Source organism: Rheinheimera sp. (assembly GCF_030824435.1).
GTDB lineage: Bacteria > Pseudomonadota > Gammaproteobacteria > Enterobacterales > Alteromonadaceae > Pararheinheimera.
In genome coordinates this window covers 16,666-35,685 of the sequence record NZ_JAVBXS010000033.1, presented here as the reverse complement: position 1 = coordinate 35,685, position 19,020 = coordinate 16,666, and the positions used below count along the sequence as shown (strand labels likewise).

Sequence of the window (19,020 nt, the reverse complement as noted above, 5' to 3'; positions counted from 1 at the left end):
TTCTAAAACAGCAACGGCAGCAGCTGTGTGGCAATAGCCGGACACAACAAAACACCACCAGCGTTTTTTGCTTGCAGTGCCAGTTGTGCTAACCAGTAGCAGAAGCTTGCTGTTGGCACTGGTCAGCAGGCAAGGGCTGCAGGTTATAATCGGTTTTTTGACCGGCAGATGCAAAGAGCGCAATGATGGATGAATTAAAAATTGAAGATTTGTTAGTGGGTGATGGTAAAGCGGCTGTCAGAGGCGCTTTGATCACCAGCCAATACCGTGGTTTTTTAGAAGATGGCAGCGAGTTTGATTCTTCTTACCGCCGTGGTGAAGCTTTTCAGTGTGTATTAAGTAATGGCCGGGTGATCCAGGGGTGGTTATTGGGTTTAGCGGGCATGAAAGTGGGTGGCAAACGCCGGCTGTGGGTACCTGCGCATCTGGCTTATGGTGAAAGGCAGATTGGCACTATGATCCCGCCAAATTCCAACCTGATTTTTGAAATTGAACTGCTGGAAGTGTTAACCCGCGACGATTAATACTCAGGCTCAGGCTCAGGCTCAGGCTTAGCACACAGCACAGCGGTTTTTGCTGCCGCTGTGCTGCTGTGGTTAATAAAGGTCTGAGATCAAACCGCTTTTTGCTGTTAACCGCCACCCAGTTTTTCCAGCAGTTTGTTTTTTAGTTTGTCTTTTTGTTCATCCACTTTGTGTTTTAAATGTTGGTTAAACAACGCTTTAGTGTCGAGCTGATATTTAGGTTTGGCAAAAGTGCCGCTTATTTTCAGCGGAATTTCAATATTGGCCAATTCGTCTTTTTCTTTGCCACCCTGACCCTTCAGGCTATTTACCAAAGCGGTTTTCAGCTGATAGTCCAGCTGTTCGGTCTGGAGATTGGCGTTGCCGCTGCCGGATAAACGCAACAAGGGCGCCGCCAGTTGTAAATCGTGATTTTCCAGCACGGCATTGGCCAACACAAAACTGCCGGTCAGGCTGGAAAAGTCGGTTTTTTTCGCTTCCGCTGTATCAGGCGCGGTTTCATTTTTTAACGCGGCGCGGGCGCTACGAATTTGTGCCGGAATATTAATGCCGTTGATAGCACCGTCAGTCACTTTAAACTGGCCTTGTGCAACTAAAGCCGTTTTCAGATCGTCCGGCAATAATCCCTGACCTTTGGCGTTGAAGTTAAGCTCTGCCGTGCCGCTCAGTAAGTTCATATCGGCAGCAGCTTTTAGTAGCTGCAATATATCAAGGCCGCTGGCGGCTGAACTCAGCTGATAACTGGTCATGGTTTTGCGGGCATCTAATGAGCCTTGTGCTGTGATGTTGCCCTGATATAACTCAGCGCTGGCCTTTGTCAGCTGTACCAAGCCGCCCTGATTCTGCAGTTGCAACCGGTTGTTGTTTAACTGCAACTTATTAAGCTGCAAATTTTGGATCTGCAGATTGAGCTGCAGATCCAGTTGTTGCAAAAAACTCAGATCCGGTTGTGTCGTTTTGGGGTTGTTGTTGTGTTCGCTGCTGTTGTTCTCTGCTGTTTGCAGCTGCCATTGGTCCAGTGTGAGTTGCACTGTGGCGGCAGGTTTTTTGCCGCTGTAATTTAGCGCCACTGTGCCGCTGCCTTTGCTGTTGCCAGAGTTGCCATCGTTGTTTTTCAGCTGAAGTTCTTCAATTTGCCATTGCAGTTGTTGCTGCGCCATATCCAGTTGTAACGCACTTTGTAGCTGGATGTTTTGTCCTGGCAACTCAGCTGTCAGTTGCAGTTGCTGCAGCTGAAGTTGTTGCTGATTTTGTAACCACAACAACAGGGCTTCGCCTTTGATATCAAGCAGATCCGGCATATTAAAATGAAAACTGACGGGCGCTGCTTTGCCCGGCTGGAACTGCTGTAAGCTGAAGTGTTGTAAGTTGATTTGGTTGGTTTTGCCGGCTTTTTGTTGGCTTAGCAGCACGTTGCTAAGCTCAAGCTCATCCAGTTGCAGTTGGTTTAAATAGGGATTGTTGCTGGCAGCTGTACCGGATTTACTGCTTTCTGTTTTATCGCTTGTTGTATTGTGAGTGAGGCCACTCAAACTATTTAGTTTGCCTTGTTCAGTGATAAAAATTTCCACACCATCAAGCCGTAATTTTTTCAGCTGAATTTGTTGTTGCAACAAAGGCCAGAGTGCAACTGCTGCTTCGGCTTTTGTCACTTGCAGCATGGCCGGGCCTGGCAAGCCCTGAGGTTGTGACAAACTGACTTCGGCCAAGGTTAAGGCCAAATCAGGATACAGACTCCAGCCAATCTCCTGCTTGATTTCAAGAGTTCTGCCTGTTTCTGCCGCGACCTTGTTGATAAGGTTATTTTTCACGTCATTTAAATCAAACCAGAAAGTTAAATACAGGCCGAGCAGCAGCGTGAATGCCAGCAGTGACAGTAAGAACCATTTTAAAATTTTCATTGTTTCCTCCAGATGAAAAGCTCGGGCTGCAGCCAGTTGAGAGGTGGACCTGCTTTGCTTTAAGTAAACCCTGACTGCTGTTATCTGTCTGGTAGAAAACAAAAAATAGTAAATAGTTCCGTGAAATGCCGGCTTTGTCATTGGAATGGCTGCAGGGGGCGGCGCTTTATGTGGCAAGCATAAAGCGGCAGAGTGCGGCTGTTGTTAAACCGCGCTCTGCCGGGTCGTGGCGGTGCTGAATCGCCGGGCTGCCGGGGGCCGGGTCAAGCGGGTGTTATCACTGGGCTAAAGCAAAATCCAAAGCGGCACATACAGTCGTCAGCTGCGCCAGATTACACTGAGCTGCGCTGGCTTTAGGGCTGTCGGGGTACACTTCAGTGGTGGTGACATAAAGCGCATTGCTCATACCACCACAAAGCCCAAGCGCTTTTTTCGGATAATTCACCACACCAAACTGCTGCAACTTTTCGCCAATCAGGCAGCCATTTTCGTCCGCTTCGGCAATATGAGTCACTTTGGCAACCGCCTGAATAATGGCGTGCTGAAATTCAGGTTGTGGATTGTCGGTGTCGCCGACCAGATAAAAACCATCCGGAATATTCCAGTTGGTATTCACCACACCATCACGCGCTGCTTTGGCCGGGCGGAACTCGCTGTTATCTGAGTCTGTGGTTTCGTGTAAATCCACATGCAGCAGTACTTGGGGTGCTTTAGCGGCAACCAGGGCCATAGCGGCAGCAGCTTCCTGCGACGGGCTATTGGCAATAAAAGAGCGGTTAGGGTCAACAGCCAGCGGGTTCCAGCGGTTAATGGTTTCGTAAGCCCATGGGCTGATACAAGGCAAAACCAGCAGGTTAAAATGTTGCTGATAAGCGGCAAACTTTTCGCGGATAAAATCTAAAGCACCATGTACCCCACTGGTTTCATAACCATGTACCCCGCCTGTGATCAGTGCAGTGGGTTTATCAGCCTGCCAATTGTTGCTGGCAACCGCATAAAGTGGATAAACACCAAGGCCTAAAGTCTGATAATCCAGCGTGCCATATTGCAGCAGCTCAGCCACATCAGTTACTTTGCTGTTGGCAGCGAACAGCTGCTGTAAAGGCGTTAGCACATCCTGCTGATAACTGCGTTTGATTTGTTGTTGGCTTAACCATAAAGCTTTTTCCGCTTCGCCCCAGGCTTGGCCCGGCGTGCCTATGGCATAAAGTGGCTGTTCTGTTGTCATAAAACCTTCTGCTAAGTCTGTAAAGAGTGGCAATAAGTTTGTGTTGATTGGCGACAAACTTATGGCACTTGAGTTTTTAAGCTTGTTCAGCGGCAATTTGTTGTAATGCCTGCGCCAGTACTGCACTTTCCTGGGCACCGGAAATTAAATAACGTTGATTCACAATAAAAGCCGGCACCGAATTGATGCCATTTTGCCTGGCTTGTTGCAGTTCGGCTGTGACTTCAGCGGCATATTGTGTTGAAGCCAAAAGCGCAGCCGCAGCTTCGGCATCAAGCCCGGCTTGTTCAGCACAATGTTGTAACACCTGGTGTGCTGCCATATTTTCAGCTTCGCCAAAATAAGCCGTAAACAAGGCCAAAGCCAGCTCGTTTTGACGGTGAAATTGCGCCGCCCAATACATTAGCCGGTGCGCGTCAAAGGTATTGCTGGTGTAGCGTTGTTGCATCTTCTGAAAATTCAGCCCAAGCCCATCAGCTATGGCCATTAAGTTATTTTGCGACTGGCGCATCGCTTCTTCACTCTGGCCATATTTTTTACTCAGCGCCGGTAATATAGGTTCTGGTATTAAATTTGGGTCCGGGTTGAGCTCAAAAGCACGCCAGTGCAGCGTGACTTTCAGATCTGGCAGGCTCTGCAATGCTTGCTGTAAACGGGCAAAACCTATAGCACACCAGGGGCAGGCAATATCAGAAACCAGGTCTATTTGTAGGGTTTTCATTGGCACTCCAAAGCTGAGGGGCTGTGCGGGGAATTGGCTGCCAGATGATAACTGCGCTATCAACACACTGCCATGGCCTTGCGTCAGGCCGCGCTAAATTTACCTTTGACGCCACCACTGGCTGATTAAAGCTACCGGCATTAACAATAAAGACCAGCCAAAGGACAACAAAAACAACTGGCTAAACATCGACAACACACCGGACTCTAACTCTATATTCAGTGTAAAAATCACCAACAACGACAATATCAGGCATAAAGCTGTGGGTTTGGCCCAATGCCAGGGGCAATAAGCCGGCAACATTTTATGCATGCTTAACCATAAAATAATGCTGGGGCTCAGCGCCAGCGCTAAACCCAGCAGCATAAACAACAACATAAAAATGGCGGCTACCGCATCTTGTAAAAGTTCTTTCATCAAAACCGCTCTGTTTGTTTGAGTGCTGTTTTGCTCAGCTTTTTTGCACCAGCTGAGCAACATATCTAATTAACAACAACGTTTTACCCCTTGCCATTTTTGCTGTTGCGCCTGTTTAAAAAAAGCATGGCGGCATAAAGGTTTTTCATCGGGGTGGGCCAGCGCCTGATGTTGTAAATAACGCTCATAAGCGTCGTCACCACTAAGTTCACGCAGTAAGTTCCAGCCTTGTTGTAGTTTGCTGAGTAACAACTGAAACAACAACTTGCTGCGCCTGACAAAAACCTTGTTTGGCATCAGCTTGTTGCTCCCAGTCCGTGATTTTCCGGTTTGTTATCTTCAGCTTGGTTATTTTCCAGTTGCGTGCGCTGATAAGGCGTTTCATTGGAAGCCGGCACCGGCAAACCCCGCAGATGGCGGCTGGCCATTCTCAGCATATCCAGAATAATGATCCACAGCAGGGCTGCAAACAGCAGCGCCAGCCAGGCATCCAGCTGCTGGTTAAAAATAAGCTGAGGTGCCACAGCGGCTTTTTCCGGTGGCAACACTCCGCTGGCCAGTTTTTGACTGAGGTCATCCGCCGCGGCAAAAAAACCAAGCCTTGGGTTGTCGCTGCTGACTTTTTCATACACTGCTGTGCTGGTGAGGATGGTTAACCACAATAGCGGCAGGGCTGTCACCCAGACATATTTTAATTTGCCGGATTTAATAATAATGCCGGTGCAGACACAAAGTGCAATGGCGGCCAGCATCTGGTTGGCAATACCAAACAGTGGCCACAGAATATTCACACCACCATTGGGGTCGATGACGCCTATATATAAAAAATAACCCCAGCCCGATACCACTAAAGCGCTGCTGAAAATCACCGATGGATACCAGCTGGTGCGGCCAAGTTTTGGCCAGATATTGCCGAGCATATCCTGCAACATAAAACGGCCGACTCTGGTGCCGGCGTCCAGCGTGGTGAGGATAAACACAGCTTCAAACATAATGGCAAAGTGATACCAGATGGCTAATAAATGATCACCAAAAGCCGAACCAAAAATGCTGGCCATGCCCACTGCCAACGAAGGTGCACCGCCGGTGCGGGCAAATAAAGTGGCTTCACCCATAGCTTTGGCCAAAGCGTCCATTTGTTCGACCGTCACAGGGAAACCCCAGCTGCTGATAGTGGCAACAGCTTCGCTTGGCAAAGCACCAACAATACCGGCCGGGCTATTAATGGCAAAATAAATACCTGGCTCCAGCACAGTGGCAGCGATTAACGCCATGATGGCGACAAAAGACTCCAGCGCCATACCACCATAACCAATCATCGGGATATCCCGTTCATTACTCAGCAGTTTTGGCGTGGTGCCGGACGCTATCAGCGCGTGGAAACCGGAAATAGCACCACAGGCAATGGTAATAAAAACAAAAGGAAATAACGAACCGGCAAAAATAGGGCCAGTGCCGTCAACAAACTGGGTCAGCGCCGGCATTTTAATTTCGGGCTGCAACACAATAATGGCGGCGGCGAGTAGCAGCACAGTGCCCAGTTTCATAAAAGTAGACAGGTAATCGCGGGGTGCTAATAACAACCACACCGGCAATACTGCGGCTAAAAAACCATAACCAATAACCCCAAAAGCCAAAGGCAAACCTGGGTGGTTAAAAAGTTCACGCAGCACGGGTTGTTGGTCAACCCAACCACCACCACCGACCGAAAGCAGCAATAACACCACGCCGAGTAAAGAACCTTCCAGCACCCGGCCAGGGCGTAAATAGCGCATATAAATGCCAACAATAATGGCAATAGGGATAGTGGCAATGACAGTGGAAGTGGCCCATGGCGAATGTTTCATTGCATTCACTACCACTAAACCAAGCACGGCAATCAGAATAATCATGATCAGCAAGGTTGCAAAAAGTGCAGCGGCGCCGCCTATTGGCCCCAGCTCATCCCGCGCCATTTGACCCAGGCTTCGGCCATTACGGCGGGTGGAAAAAAACAACACACACATATCCTGCACACAACCGGCCAGTACACTGCCGGCCAAAATCCATAAGGTACCTGGTAAATAACCAAACTGTGCAGCAAGCGTTGGGCCAATCAGCGGGCCAGGGCCTGCAATAGCGGCAAAATGGTGACCAAACACCACCCAGCGGTTGGTTGGCATATAATCACGGCCGTCATTCAGCCGCTCAGCCGGCGTGGCGCGGGTGTGGTCCAGCATTAAAATACGGGCGGCCACCCAGGCGCTGTAAAAACGATAACCAATGGCGTACACACAAACTGCCGCCACGATAAACCAGATGGCATTAATAGATTCACCACGGTGCAGTGCTATACCACCGACAGCGGACGCGCCCAAAATAGAAATAAACAGCCAAATGACGATATGGCTAATTCGCTGCTGCATAAAAACTCCCTGTTCACCCTTGCTGATGGCGACTGTGCCCTGATGGCGCAGCTGCTGTGTTGTTTTTTTATTCTTTGTGGCCAATCTTGTATCGGCTGGCGCTTTATTGTCAATCAAAGCAGGCCTTTAGCTGCAATGGATAAAACCGGCTGGCGTTGGCGCCGCAGCTGGCTTCAGGCATACTGCCGCTTTTCCTGCGTGAATTGTTGAGGTGCCGGATGCAAAAGGCCATTGGTATTTTTAGTGTGTTGTTTCTGCTCAGTTATTTAGTCGCAGTTGGGTATCAGTGGTTTGCCCTTGGTTTGTGGTATCCCGGTGAGCTGCATCTGCAGCTGGTGTTACTCAGTCTGGGCCTTTGGTATTTTGTGCGTTTTGTGCAAAGTGGTTCGGTGTTGGCGGTTATTTTTGCCAGCATTTTATTGCCGCAGGTGAAGTTGTATTTTTTGTGGCAACAAGGCCAGGTGCTGCAAGCTGACATGATGCCGGTGTATTACCTGTTGTTTTTACTCAGTTATGCATTGGTGATTTATCAAATCGCCAAACTGAAAAAACAATTAAGGCAGCAGCAAAGCCAAAAGGAAGAGGATGAAAAGCATGAGCGCTGACAAAGGAAGTTTGACAACACAGCAGCCGGAAGCCGCGGTGACAGTGCCGCCGTCGGCCAGGCTTTGTTACCGTTTAATGGACAATTCAGACGCACAACTGCTGTTTGAACTGGATCAGGATGAAGCCGTGATGCGTTATATCAATGGCGGCATACGCAACAGCATGCAGGATATTCTTCAGCGCATGTTGCCAAGAATGAACAGCTACCGCGACCCGGCCACTGGCTTTGGCATCTGGCAGGTCAGCACCCGTGCCGATTATGCTGTTATGCCGGATTGTTATTTAGGTTGGGTGGTCATCAGGCCAATGGATTTTTTTGTTGGCACCCCTAAAACCGATGACGTGGAACTTGGCTGGCGGTTTCGGCAATCCAGCTGGGGTTATGGTTTTGCCACTGAAGCAGCGCAGGCAGTTGCTGACGCGGTCACAGCTGCTAATCCGGCGATTTTGTATTGGTCTGCTATTGCCATGCCAGACAACAAAGCGTCCATCAAAGTTATGGAAAAACTTGGCCTGAGTTATGTGAAACAAGGGCTGCATAAAGACCCTTTGGGTGATGTAGAAGTGGTGTATTACCGCAAAAAACTGGCGCGTTAAAGCGCCTGTTGTTCGGTTGAACCAGTTGCAATCTTGCCGCTGCAACTGGTTGTTAAAGGCTGTTAAAACAACAAACTGTGTGATTGGCCCCTCTTTTATCAATCTCTCTTTTATTGACAGAGCACCAAAGCGCGGTATTCATCAAAAGCAAAATGGTCGGTCATGCCGCTGATCCAGTCTTGCAACAAACGACAGCGGTAATAAAATTCATCCAGTGTATAACGACTGTCTTGCTCATCCAGTTGTGCCAGCGCCTGCTGGTAACTGACCAGATGTTTGTTTGGCAGTTTGCGCGCCAACCGGCTTTCCAGTGGCAAGGCCCTGGCACCTTCCGGGCTTATCACTGCAGTAAATTGTGTTGCATTAAGCTGTAACAAAGGCAACATGGCATCCAATAAGCCAGAAATAATCTTAAAGCCCTGAATTTCAAGCATTTCTACTTCGCGGTCATTAAACACATGTTGTTGCGCCACCTTTTTAAAACTTTGGGTGATGGCATGATATTGACTGTTATCTTCCAGCAAAGCACGGTTAAAGTTGCCCTGATACAAAGCGTCGATATGCTGAATAAACTGCTCAGCCGCATGATTTACCAAAGGGTGGATCATGCTGACCCGCAGCCTGATAAAAAACTCATAAGTCGGGTTTAATCTGTCTTGTTGCGCCTGCTGCAGTGCGGTATCTATCAATTGGTCAAAGTTGGCCGAACTTTTTAAACCTTTAATAGGTTTTGCTGCAGCCGGGTGTCTGGCAAATTCGGTTTTTAATAAACAAGCCAGTTTTTCCAGCGATAAAATGCCTTTTTCCACCGCGTCTTCAATGTCGGCCAGGCAATACGAAATATCGTCGGCGGCTTCCATAATATAAGTGAGCGGGTGGCGGCAATGTGGCTTGATGCCAAGCAGCTGATTTTGTTCAGCCACAAAACGCGCTTCACTGAGGTAAAAACCGGGTTTTTTCATCAGATAACTAAAATCAGCTGGTACCTGTTCTTTTGCCAGTTGGGCCGGCCTGGTGTACTTCAGAATACAAGCCGACTGACTGTAGGTGAGATTCATTTGTTGCAGCGTCACTACCAGCCGCAGCCCCTGGGCATTGCCTTCAAAATTACATAATTCCTGCCGATATTGTTGCCACTGCTGTTGTAACCCGGTGCTTTTGCTGACATCAAGCGGATTTAACAGCGGCAGGTGTTGGCTAAACCAGCGGTTAATGGCACTTTCACCACTATGACCAAAAGGTGGATTGCCGATGTCGTGCATCAGGCAGGCCATCTCTACCAGCGTTTCGCAGGCGCGCTCCAGACCGGTCAGTTGATATTGTTGTTGTTGTGTTTCGCTAAGCTGGCGGAAAATAGTTTGCACAATAAAACGGCCTACTTGTTGCACTTCCAGCGAATGAGTCAGCCGGCTGCGCACTGCGGCATTACGTTCCAGCGGAAATACCTGGGTTTTTTGTTGTAAACGCCGTACCACCGCCGAGTTGATAATGCGGCCTCTGTCACTTTCCAGCTGCATTTGCAGATGCGCCAACTGATAGTCCTGCTGTTGCCACTGGGTCTTACTTTGACTTTGTTTGGGGCGCACCGGCAAAATTTTGCTGCGAAAATTAATGCTCATTGTTTTTAACGTCCTTTTGGGCTGCGCCAACCATTCTAGTTGTTGCTGTGTTTTCAGGCAGATAGCTGCAGATTTACATATTCAGTGTTGGTTTGCCAACTGAGCCGCGGCCATAGGTGCAACAAAATAGCGGAACATGGCCAGCAGGCTGGTAGCAATGCCCTGTTTTGGGGCATTTGGTTACTTTATTGAAAATAGAATTGTTTGTTTATGTATCTTTCTGTAGTTTAGACGGCTGCACAAAAAGTCATAACAAGGATGCCTCCATGAAACAAGCAATGATGATCTTAGGTTTTTCGTTATTCACCCTGGCCGGTTGTGGTGCTACTGCAGAAAAAAATGCTGCTGATGCTGCGACCAACCAACCGCAGTCTGTCCAGGTAGAAAAACAAGAAGCTCAGACCACTAAAACATGCCATGCCGAACACAGAACAGGTAGTCGCATGGCAAAAAGAACTTGCAAATCATAATATTACACGGCGAGTGTTTGCCGATCTTCTTAAAAAAACGCTCCGGGATCAGGAGCGTTTTTTATATCCGGCACACCGGCAGCTGCGACCTGAGAGCGGTAAAATCCACTCAAACCGCTGTTGTTGCTGCGGTAAACATGAATCTGTGTTCAGGTTTTTTACCCTGTGCCGCTGGTGGCTGCAACTTGTCCGCAGATAACGACTGGCAGGCGGAGCTTTCGCAGCTGCATTTGCTTAGATATAGTAAGTTATACAGATTGTTACGGACTGACCCATGTTATGACAGAACATATTCAGCAGGTTGAAAACAGTTTAAGGGAAATTAACCGGCTCAAACGCAAAATTACCTTTGGCAATATTCCGGCTTTTTATCATTCGGTGTCTACCTCGCTTGGCATGGCCGAAGGTATGCTGAAATATGGTTTTGAAAATTCCCTTGATGTGCTGACCGATAAAAAGAACTGGAATATCAAGCTATTGGGCGGTATGGAAGACAAACTCGGCGACATTGTTTGTGAACACAAACCACGGATGTCGATTTATAAAGTTTTTACCAAAAACGGTTTTGAAGTGCATTGTGTGGCCTGGAAAGGTGAACATGAACTGCATACAGATTTAGTTAATCATCCGCAGATGGAGTTTAAATTCTGGCACCCGGGTTCGATGAAAGTGGTGTTTCGTATTGCGCAGTTACATACTTTTATTCAGATGTATTTTGAGCATGGTGATGAAGCTGATTTACAGCTGATCCGCTGTGCCCACAATATTGCCGAAGACTTTGTCGATCAGCTGTTAACCAAGTTTAATGTGCAAAAAGTTTATGGGGTTAGTGTGCGTAATTTCTTTGATTTTGCTGAGCAAAAATTTAAGGAAAAAGGTGAACTGTACCTGCCGAATGTATATCCCTTCCAGAACGATTAAGCAGGGTTCAGACTTGCCCCCTTTGCCATAAAGCAGGCCGGTCACTGTGGGGCTGACGATATTTTCTGTGGTTTACCGGCGCCTTTTTGCTGTGTTGCAATCCCCCCGCTGTTTATAACTGAGGTCTGTTGCCAGAGCTGTGCTGGTTTATTGCGGTCGTCATTTTTATCTGGAGTAACAGTTTTTATGGATTCCGTGTCACAAATTGCCTTGGGGGCAGCCGTCAGTATGGCGGTTTTTCGCGGTAAACAGCCTTTGTGGCAGTCGGCGGCTCTTGGGGCTGTAATGGGCACTTTGCCCGATCTGGATGTGTTGATCCAGCATGGTGATCCCATCAGTGATATGACTTTACATCGCACCGAAAGCCACGCTTTGTTTTACCTGACTTTGTTCTCGCCGCTGTTGGCCTGGCTCTGGTTAAAAATCAGCAGTAGCAACAGCAGCTGGCGCCGCGCTTTGCTGGCGGTCTGGCTGGTGCTGATCACCCATCCGCTATTGGATATGCTGACCATTTATGGCACTCAGCTGTTGTTGCCTTTTACCAATTATCCTTTTGGTGTGGGTTCGGTATTTGTCATTGACCCTTTATACACTTTGCCATTGCTTGCTGGTGTGGTGTTTTCGTTACGCAGTCAGCAGCTGTACTGGAATAAGCTGGGGTTGGTGCTGAGTAGTGTTTATTTGTTGTTTGGTTTACTGGCACAACAATATGTGACACATCAGGTGCAGCAGTTAGCCACCACAAAACAGCAGGGCAAATTGCTGGTGAGTGCGACTCCTTTTAATACGCTGTTGTGGCGGCTGGTATGGCTGGAACCCCATCAATACAGCGAAGCTTATTTTTCATTGCTCGATAGCGGGCAAAATATCAGCTGGCAACATTATCCAAGGGATAATGTGTTGATCAACAAGTGGCAACAGCAGCCTGCAGTGGCACGGCTGGCCTGGTTCAGTCATGGTTTTTTTCAGCTGGAACAACAACAAGGCCAATTGTTGCTCACTGACTTAAGGATGGGATTGGAGCCGGGCTACAGTTTTCGTTTTGTGTTACCACAAAACAGTGCGGGTGAAGTGGGCGTGGCAAAGCAGCTGGAAATGCCGGCGGCCAACCGGCAGAGTCTGAGCTGGTTATGGCAAAGGGCCTTTGGCCAAACGCAGTTGACGCTGGCGCAATATCTGCAACAGCATCAGCATCACAAACTGCCGCTGGCGACCGGCGCTGACTAACATTATTTGCCGGCCACTACACTGGCTAGTGGCCTGTTACACCCAGCGAAATGCTCTTAACAGCTCTGCCACGGCGTTATCCGGATACCAGCGGCCATGTGCCAGGATTAACCGTTTTGGTTGCCATGCCAACATTTGTTGTACTGCAAGCCGCAAAGCTACTTTGCCTTTTCGGAACGACCAGCGCATATCCAGCGGCGCTTTGCCGTCCGGATCATAATTTCCGGCCAGCCAAAACAAAGGTCTGCTCCACAGCGGGCATTTTTCCAGTTCAAAGTTTTCAATTAAATCGGTCAGGATCAGCGTTTTGCTGGCGGGATGGAAAAATACTACTTCCTGATGCACTTTGCTGCCGCCGACCAATAAAGTGTAAAGGTCCTGCGGCCATTGGGTTGCGGCAACACTGTCTGGCGAAAAACCCAGTTCAAAGTCACCATGCAGCTGCAGGTGCCGCGACAACGCGCGTTGTTGTACGCCGGGCGATAACCACACCAATGCGGTGGGGCAGGCTTGTTGCCATTCCTGCAGATAAGCGTAATGCAGCCAGTTGGGTGCGACCAGATGTTGCACCGGCCCCAGCTGCTGAATTTGCGCCAGTAATTGTGGCCGGAAGGCGATAGGTGAATGTAACCAGAGGCCGCCATTGTCCAGCCGGATGATCGTCATTCTGGTTGGAAAAGGTAAACCATAAAAGGAAATCGCCGGGCCATCAGCTAACCAAATGTTGTCAGCAACGGTTTTTAACACAAATAGTGGCGGATAAAAGGACATAAACAAACCTGCAGTGTTGCTGTAACAACTTTATTCAAGCTGAGCTGGCAAGCAGGTGCAATGAAATAATGAAATTATTGTTAATTAAAATTGGCCGGCATGAACGGTGTTAGCTGCGGTTCCATAAATTCTGGTTTTTTAATATGGTAAAAAATTCATCCGGTCCCCAACATTTTGGGATCAGATCCATCTTGCTGCGTTCTTCAAAATTGGACACCAGTTTACTCAGAATTTCTTTGAGCCTTTCTTCACTCATCCGTTCCAGTTTTTTTTGCGCCTGCGGGAAATATAAATTGTTGTCCCGCTTGACCACCAGGTTGCTGCCGGCATGGGTGTAATTCAGATTTCGGGTCACCACCCGGCATACCGGCTGGTCAGTTTCGGTTGGGTACAAAGCGTTGACTATGGCGTATTCGTATCTGTCCAAATCTTTTTGATCTGAATCTTTTGGAATATAAGTGATGCCATAACCCTGCGGGAAATCGCCGGTGATCTGCAGCAGGCTGTCGACTATAGCGGCCGGATACCAACCTTTTGTCACACCAGCCCTGAGTACAGCACTGACTTTAGGTAGCTGATCATAACGGTAGTTTTGTTTACTTGGCAGCACCACTGATACATAAACTTGCGGTATTTTCAGCAGATTGCCTATACCATCTTCAGGTTGAATTGCTTCTTTGAGCAAATGACTGATAAACAGCTGTTTGTCCTGTTCAGTCAGGTTAAATTTATCCCGTTCTGTTTTGGAATTGCCAATATAGGTATCCAGCCCCAGTCCATTTTTCAGATATTCCTGACTTTGTTCGTAGCTGATCCGCAATAATTCCTGCCGTTCTGCCGGCAGCAAGGTGCGGAATTCATCCAGATCGGCGTTTTCACCAAGCAGAATTTTTTGTGCATCCGGATGTTGCAGGCCAATGTCCTGTAATAACACCGCCATTACCAGCGGTAACTGAATTTCTTCCAGAAAAGGTGAATAAAGCAAGTCGGTTTGGGCGGCTTTTTGTTGTTCAGTTTCCAGTACTTTATTCAGCACGTAACGGTTTTTTATTTGTTGATCAACCAGCAGCTGGTCAAGTAACAACACTGCCAATATGGCTTTGTAAGCATGCTTATGGCGTTGATTAATCAGCGGAACTTGCCGGCCTTTGGTTGGGGAAACCAACTGAATGGTGCCAAGGGCGCGGGCTGCCTGCAGCCGGATTTCCGCAACGCTGTCGCCTTCCAGCAAATGCAGCAGCTGACGGGCGATTTGTTTTAAATTGCGGATGCGATCCAGCCGGTAATCTTGTTGCTGGCGGCGTTTTTCTTTCAGTTGCAACCGGGTTTCACTCAGCAGTTGGGCTGCCTTGCCGCTGCTTTTGCCGGAGGCTTCCTGCTTTTGCAGCAGTTCCTGTTCACGCAGCTCCAGTTGGGCAATTTCCTGCACTTCAGGTGAGGAAAAATATTGGGCAGCCTGTTCATAAACTGAGTCTCTGCGAGCAGTCACATCATAAATTTTGCTCAGCAGATCTTTGATATTTTTGGTAGAGGCCGTATTGCCAAACTGAGATTGATTCATCCACCGGGGTCCTTGCACTCAAAGCCTACAACAAAGTCCATGCTTTGTGACTGCTGTGGACCAGTGCCACAGAGTTCACTAACTCTAGTCTTGTTTCTGTTTGACGCCAGTATTACGCAAAAACAAAATATACCGCAATCAGGCCGCTGCACAGTAGTGAATTCGACAAAATCTGTAAAAGTTGCTTTGCTGTAACAAGGAGTTAGCAACACAGAGGTAAAGATGCGCATAGCAGTGATAGGCGGTGGTATTAACGGTCTGGCCAGTGCATGGCAGCTGGCGCTGGCTGGCCATCAGGTGGAATTATTTGAGCGGGATGCGCTGATGCAGGCCACCAGTGCAGCTTCCAGCAAACTATTGCATGGGGGTTTGCGTTATCTGGAACAAGGTCATTTACGGCTGGTGCGTGAGTCTTTGCTGGAAAGGCGTTGGTGGATTAAAAAAGCGCCCAGACTGACCCGGCGTTTGCCTATTTTATATCCGATATATCAGGATGGCCGCCGGCCGCGCTGGCAGCTTAAAATTGGTTTGTGGTTGTACGATACGCTGTCTGGCCGCAAAGGTATAGGCAGACACCGTTGGCTAAATCCGGAGCAACTGCTGCGTTGTAGTCCTGATTTAAACCCCGATGGCTTGCTTGGCGGATTTTTGTTTTTTGACGGCCAGATGCAGGATCAACAACTGGGGCTTTGGGTGGCCAGTCAGGCGGAAAAACAAGGAGTAAAAATTCATCAGCATTGCCCGGTACAGGCTGTTACCGCAAATGCCAGTATTCAGCTCAAAGGCCAAAACAACTGGTTGCAGTTTGACCGGGTGGTCAATGTAGCAGGTCCCTGGAGTAATCAGCTGCTGGAACAATCGGGCATCGAAGTGACCCAACAACTGGATTTAGTGCGGGGGAGCCATTTGTTGCTGCCGCCGGTAAGCAAATATGGCCATATGCTGGAAGTGCCGGGGGAAACCCGTATTGTGTTTGTGTTGCCATATCAGGGGCAGACTTTACTTGGTACCACAGAAGTGCGGCAAAGTTTGGCAGAGCCTATTGCCTGTAGCCATGAAGAACGTAGTTATCTGCTTGATTTATATAACCACTATTTTGTCACGCCCAAAAACGCTGCCGATATTCAGCGTGAATTTGCCGGGGTGCGGCCTTTGCTTGGTGGCAGCAGTAACGCCAGCAGCGCCAGCCGCGAATACAGCATGAATTGGCAGCAGCAGTTATTAACAGTCACAGGCGGTAAATGGACAACGGCCAGAGCTTTGGCCAAACAGGTGGTGTTGCAGGTTGCCTTGTCCGGCAAAAATGTACAGCCTTATTAACCCCCCTGAAAGACTGAACTGGCCGGCCAGACAATATTTTTTGTCTGGCCAGAACCTTAAGCCAGCTTGCCTCGTCTTGACTACAGGTTCATATCATTTGCACAACACAAGGACAGTATGACCAAAGCACAACTGGATTTATTGGTGCTGGCCTGGCAGGACGGTCGTTCTGAAGCTTTTGTTTTGTTGTATCAGTTTTATCAGCCAAAACTAAAGCTTTTTGCCGGCTATTTGCTGGGAAATCCGGCAGTGGCTGAAGATCTGGTGCAAAACGTCTGGTTAAAACTCAGCCAGCGGATACAGCGGCTGGACGATCCCAGAGTATTTGGCAGCTGGTTATACAAAGCAGTGCGCTGGCAAGTGCTGGATTGGCAAAAAAGCGCCAGTCAGCGCCATGATGTAGCGCTGGATGACAACACGGCATCCATGTTGTTTTATACCCCACCACAGGGTGAAGATGAGCTTTATCAGGCAATTGGTACTCTGGCGTCTGCCGAACAGCAGGTGGTGTTGCTGCATTATTTTCATCAGTGTGAACTGACCGAAGTGGCGTTGATCCTGAACCTACCCTTAGGCACGGTAAAATCGCGGTTGTATCGGGCCCGGCAACAAATTAAACAACAGCTTGACGGAGAGACAGATGAAAAATGAACAACAAATGGCGGCCGAACTGGCGGCTCAGGCTTATCAGCTGGATAAACTGATGCGGGAAGAACAAGGATTATGGCCACTGATCAGGTCTGGCTTTGGTGGTGGTTTAAAACCCCTGATGATTCTGGCTTATGTGCTGGCGTTGCTGTTAACGGTTGCCATTGTTTATTGTGCTTATCAGTTTTTCACTGTGGCACAGGCACAACAACAGTTTTGGGGTATTTGTTTAGTGCTGGCGTTTCAGGCGCAGGTGGGCACCAAAATCTGGATTTGGCTGGAGATGAACCGGGTTTCCACAATGCGGGAGCTAAAAAGAGTGGAGCTGGCGCTGGCACAGCTTGGCGAAACTTTGCAACAAAAGCAGCCGGATGTACAAAGCTCTTAAGTGTTGTGTTGTTGGGCGGCAACAAGCATCAGGGCAGCCTGTTGGCTGCCCTGATGCTTGGTTAAGTTAAATCTAACGCCAGAATTTTCGAACGGCGCTGGTAGTTATACAGCTGCTGTTTTTTTGCCGGTAAATCTTCTACGTCTTTTAGTTCAAAACCGTGTTCTAAAAACCAGTGAATACTGCGGGTAGTCAGTGCAAACAAGGTTTTATATTTGCGCTGACGTGCCAGCTGAATAATGTTTTTCAGCAGCAAAGTGCCGCGGTCGGCGTCCCGGTAATTTGGATGTACTGCTAAGCAGGCAAATTCACCGACGTTTTCTTCCGGAAACGGATAAAGCGCCGCACAACCAATCACTAAACCGTCGCGTTCTATCAGCACAAACTGGTCAATTTCCATTTCCAGTTGTTCACGGGAACGGCGCACCAGCAAACCTTGTTGTTCCAGCGGCCGGATCAAATCCAGAATACCGCCTATGTCGTTGATAGTGGCGCCACGCAGCCGTTCAGCAGCTTCGGTAACAATCTGGGTACCAATACCATCACGCGAAAACAGTTCCTGCAACAAAGCGCCGTTCATGCTGTTACTGACCAGATGGCAACGTGGAATACCGGAGCGGCTGGCGCTAATGGCAGCATGTAAAAAGGCTAGTGTGGCAGTGCAGGCGCCGGGTTGTTGTTCCATCTGCTGCATAATGACTTCAGCGTCATTAGGCATCAGCTCGGCAATAATTTCGCCTTCGCTATCCACAATACCGCCAATGTCGGTAAAACCAATCATTTTGTCGGCACGCAGTTTAATGGCCACCTGGGTGGCAATTTCTTCGGCGGTCAGGTTAAAACTTTCGCCTGTGACTGAAGCCGCCACCGGCCCCATCAGCACAATACAGTTTTGATCCAGCTGGCGACGGATACCGGCCACATCAATACGGCGCACCCGGCCGCTATGATGGTAATCAATACCTTCGTCCACACCCAAAGGCTGGGCTATCACAAAGTTGCCGCTCACCACGTTGATCTGGGCGTTATGCATAGGGGTGTTGGACAAACTCATCGACAAACGGGCGGTGATATCCAGCTGTAAAGCGCCGGCCACTTGTTTGATCAGCTTAAAAGAGTCGTCGTCTGTGACCCGAATTCTGTTGTGGTACTGCGCCAGTAAACCGTGTTGCTCCAGCGCCTGGTTAATTTGTGGTCTGGCGCCATACACCAGCACTATCTTAATGCCAAGGCTATTCAGCAAAGCAATATCATTGATAATGCTACGAAAACCAGGTTGACTCATGGCTTCGCCACCGAGCATCACCACAAAGGTTTTGCCACGGTGTGCATTGACATATGGGGCCGACTGGCGAAATCCATCAACAATTTCAGTGGTACGCACGCTCTGTTTGGTTCCTTCTTCAAAATTTGTTCAAGTCATACGGCATTTGTATGACAGCAGAATGAACTGAGTGTAGTGGAAAAATCACCGCAACAGCGCTGACGGAATGGTCAGAATACGGAACCCGCTGCGGGATGGGCGAATGGCGCGTACTTTAAAGTAAAAGTGGATAAATATCCAACAGAAATTTAGTGAAAAATGCAGGCTGAATCTGCTGCCTTTCATCATAACCGCTGAGGTTCTTTCACTGCTTTTGTGATCTATTGTTTGTGTTGATCTATCCGGTTTTGTTGCATGAATATGCTGCGTCCG

Annotated in this window: 19 protein-coding genes; 9 read left to right on the top strand and 10 right to left on the bottom strand. The window is 48.6% G+C overall.

Annotation, left to right across the window (positions count from 1 at the left end; translation table 11 throughout):
• Positions 1-182: 182 nt before the first annotated feature.
• On the top strand, positions 183-524 hold the full coding sequence (locus RCH83_RS08510; RefSeq protein WP_306520973.1) for an FKBP-type peptidyl-prolyl cis-trans isomerase: 342 nt from the start codon (positions 183-185) through the stop codon (positions 522-524).
• A 107-nt stretch (positions 525-631) separates the two neighbouring features.
• On the opposite strand, the gene RCH83_RS08505 is transcribed toward RCH83_RS08510, so the two are convergent.
• The 6 genes from RCH83_RS08505 to RCH83_RS08480 form a co-directional block, all read right to left on the bottom strand.
• On the bottom strand, positions 632-2,425 hold the full coding sequence (locus RCH83_RS08505; protein ID WP_306520971.1) for an AsmA family protein: 1,794 nt from the start codon (positions 2,423-2,425) through the stop codon (positions 632-634).
• Positions 2,426-2,702: 277 nt separating this feature from the next.
• Positions 2,703-3,653: a M14 family metallocarboxypeptidase gene (locus RCH83_RS08500; RefSeq protein WP_306520967.1), complete on the bottom strand. Its 951-nt coding sequence runs from the start codon at positions 3,651-3,653 to the stop codon at positions 2,703-2,705.
• 76 nt (positions 3,654-3,729) lie between these two features.
• Positions 3,730-4,374: a DsbA family oxidoreductase gene (locus RCH83_RS08495; protein WP_306520965.1), complete on the bottom strand. Its 645-nt coding sequence runs from the start codon at positions 4,372-4,374 to the stop codon at positions 3,730-3,732.
• A 99-nt stretch (positions 4,375-4,473) separates the two neighbouring features.
• Positions 4,474-4,791, bottom strand: coding sequence for a hypothetical protein (locus RCH83_RS08490; protein ID WP_306520963.1), 318 nt, complete (start codon positions 4,789-4,791; stop codon positions 4,474-4,476).
• A 69-nt stretch (positions 4,792-4,860) separates the two neighbouring features.
• Positions 4,861-5,088 carry a YbdD/YjiX family protein gene (locus RCH83_RS08485; protein ID WP_306520960.1) on the bottom strand — a complete coding sequence of 76 codons (228 nt, stop codon included), beginning with the start codon at positions 5,086-5,088 and terminating at the stop codon, positions 4,861-4,863.
• On the bottom strand, positions 5,088-7,196 hold the full coding sequence (locus RCH83_RS08480; protein WP_306520958.1) for a carbon starvation CstA family protein: 2,109 nt from the start codon (positions 7,194-7,196) through the stop codon (positions 5,088-5,090). The genes RCH83_RS08485 and RCH83_RS08480 overlap by 1 nt, the downstream gene beginning before the upstream one ends.
• A gap of 218 nt (positions 7,197-7,414) precedes the next feature.
• On the opposite strand from RCH83_RS08480, the gene RCH83_RS08475 reads away from it, so the two are divergent.
• Both RCH83_RS08475 and RCH83_RS08470 read left to right on the top strand, forming a co-directional pair.
• Positions 7,415-7,801, top strand: coding sequence for a hypothetical protein (locus RCH83_RS08475; RefSeq protein WP_306520956.1), 387 nt, complete (start codon positions 7,415-7,417; stop codon positions 7,799-7,801).
• Entirely contained in the window at positions 7,791-8,399 is a 609-nt protein-coding gene (locus tag RCH83_RS08470) for a GNAT family N-acetyltransferase (protein ID WP_306520954.1), read from the top strand. The genes RCH83_RS08475 and RCH83_RS08470 overlap by 11 nt, the downstream gene beginning before the upstream one ends.
• 110 nt (positions 8,400-8,509) lie before the next feature.
• Here RCH83_RS08470 and dgt read toward each other — a convergent pair whose 3' ends face one another.
• Positions 8,510-10,018, bottom strand: a complete 1,509-nt coding sequence (gene dgt, locus RCH83_RS08465) for a dGTPase (RefSeq protein WP_306520951.1) — start codon at positions 10,016-10,018, stop codon at positions 8,510-8,512.
• A gap of 266 nt (positions 10,019-10,284) precedes the next feature.
• On the opposite strand from dgt, the gene RCH83_RS08460 reads away from it, so the two are divergent.
• The 3 genes from RCH83_RS08460 to RCH83_RS08450 all read left to right on the top strand — a co-directional run bounded on the left by RCH83_RS08460 (position 10,285) and on the right by RCH83_RS08450 (position 12,636).
• Positions 10,285-10,488: a hypothetical protein gene (locus RCH83_RS08460; RefSeq protein ID WP_306520949.1), complete on the top strand. Its 204-nt coding sequence runs from the start codon at positions 10,285-10,287 to the stop codon at positions 10,486-10,488.
• 279 nt (positions 10,489-10,767) lie between these two features.
• Complete coding sequence (locus tag RCH83_RS08455) at positions 10,768-11,409, top strand: hypothetical protein (RefSeq protein WP_306520947.1); 642 nt, start codon at positions 10,768-10,770, stop codon at positions 11,407-11,409.
• Between the two features lie 186 nt (positions 11,410-11,595).
• Positions 11,596-12,636 (top strand): metal-dependent hydrolase, encoded by a 1,041-nt coding sequence (locus tag RCH83_RS08450; RefSeq protein WP_306520945.1) that lies wholly within the window; start codon positions 11,596-11,598, stop codon positions 12,634-12,636.
• A 36-nt stretch (positions 12,637-12,672) separates the two neighbouring features.
• On the opposite strand, the gene RCH83_RS08445 is transcribed toward RCH83_RS08450, so the two are convergent.
• On the bottom strand, positions 12,673-13,407 hold the full coding sequence (locus RCH83_RS08445) for a DUF4336 domain-containing protein (protein ID WP_306520943.1): 735 nt from the start codon (positions 13,405-13,407) through the stop codon (positions 12,673-12,675).
• A gap of 109 nt (positions 13,408-13,516) precedes the next feature.
• Positions 13,517-14,968 (bottom strand): hypothetical protein, encoded by a 1,452-nt coding sequence (locus RCH83_RS08440; protein WP_306520941.1) that lies wholly within the window; start codon positions 14,966-14,968, stop codon positions 13,517-13,519.
• 222 nt (positions 14,969-15,190) lie between these two features.
• Between RCH83_RS08440 and RCH83_RS08435 the strand changes: the two genes are divergently transcribed.
• The 3 genes from RCH83_RS08435 to RCH83_RS08425 all read left to right on the top strand — a co-directional run bounded on the left by RCH83_RS08435 (position 15,191) and on the right by RCH83_RS08425 (position 17,324).
• Positions 15,191-16,288 carry a glycerol-3-phosphate dehydrogenase/oxidase gene (locus tag RCH83_RS08435; protein ID WP_306520939.1) on the top strand — a complete coding sequence of 366 codons (1,098 nt, stop codon included), beginning with the start codon at positions 15,191-15,193 and terminating at the stop codon, positions 16,286-16,288.
• 117 nt (positions 16,289-16,405) lie between these two features.
• Positions 16,406-16,939, top strand: coding sequence for an RNA polymerase sigma factor (locus tag RCH83_RS08430; RefSeq protein ID WP_306520937.1), 534 nt, complete (start codon positions 16,406-16,408; stop codon positions 16,937-16,939).
• A complete protein-coding gene (locus tag RCH83_RS08425) occupies positions 16,929-17,324 on the top strand; it encodes a DUF6768 family protein (protein ID WP_306520935.1) in 396 nt (131 codons plus the stop codon). Before RCH83_RS08430 ends, RCH83_RS08425 begins: the two co-directional genes overlap by 11 nt.
• 61 nt (positions 17,325-17,385) lie before the next feature.
• Here the strand turns inward: RCH83_RS08425 and argA are convergent, their stop codons facing one another.
• Complete coding sequence (gene argA, locus RCH83_RS08420; RefSeq protein ID WP_306520933.1) at positions 17,386-18,708, bottom strand: amino-acid N-acetyltransferase; 1,323 nt, start codon at positions 18,706-18,708, stop codon at positions 17,386-17,388.
• Positions 18,709-19,020: the final 312 nt, after the last annotated feature.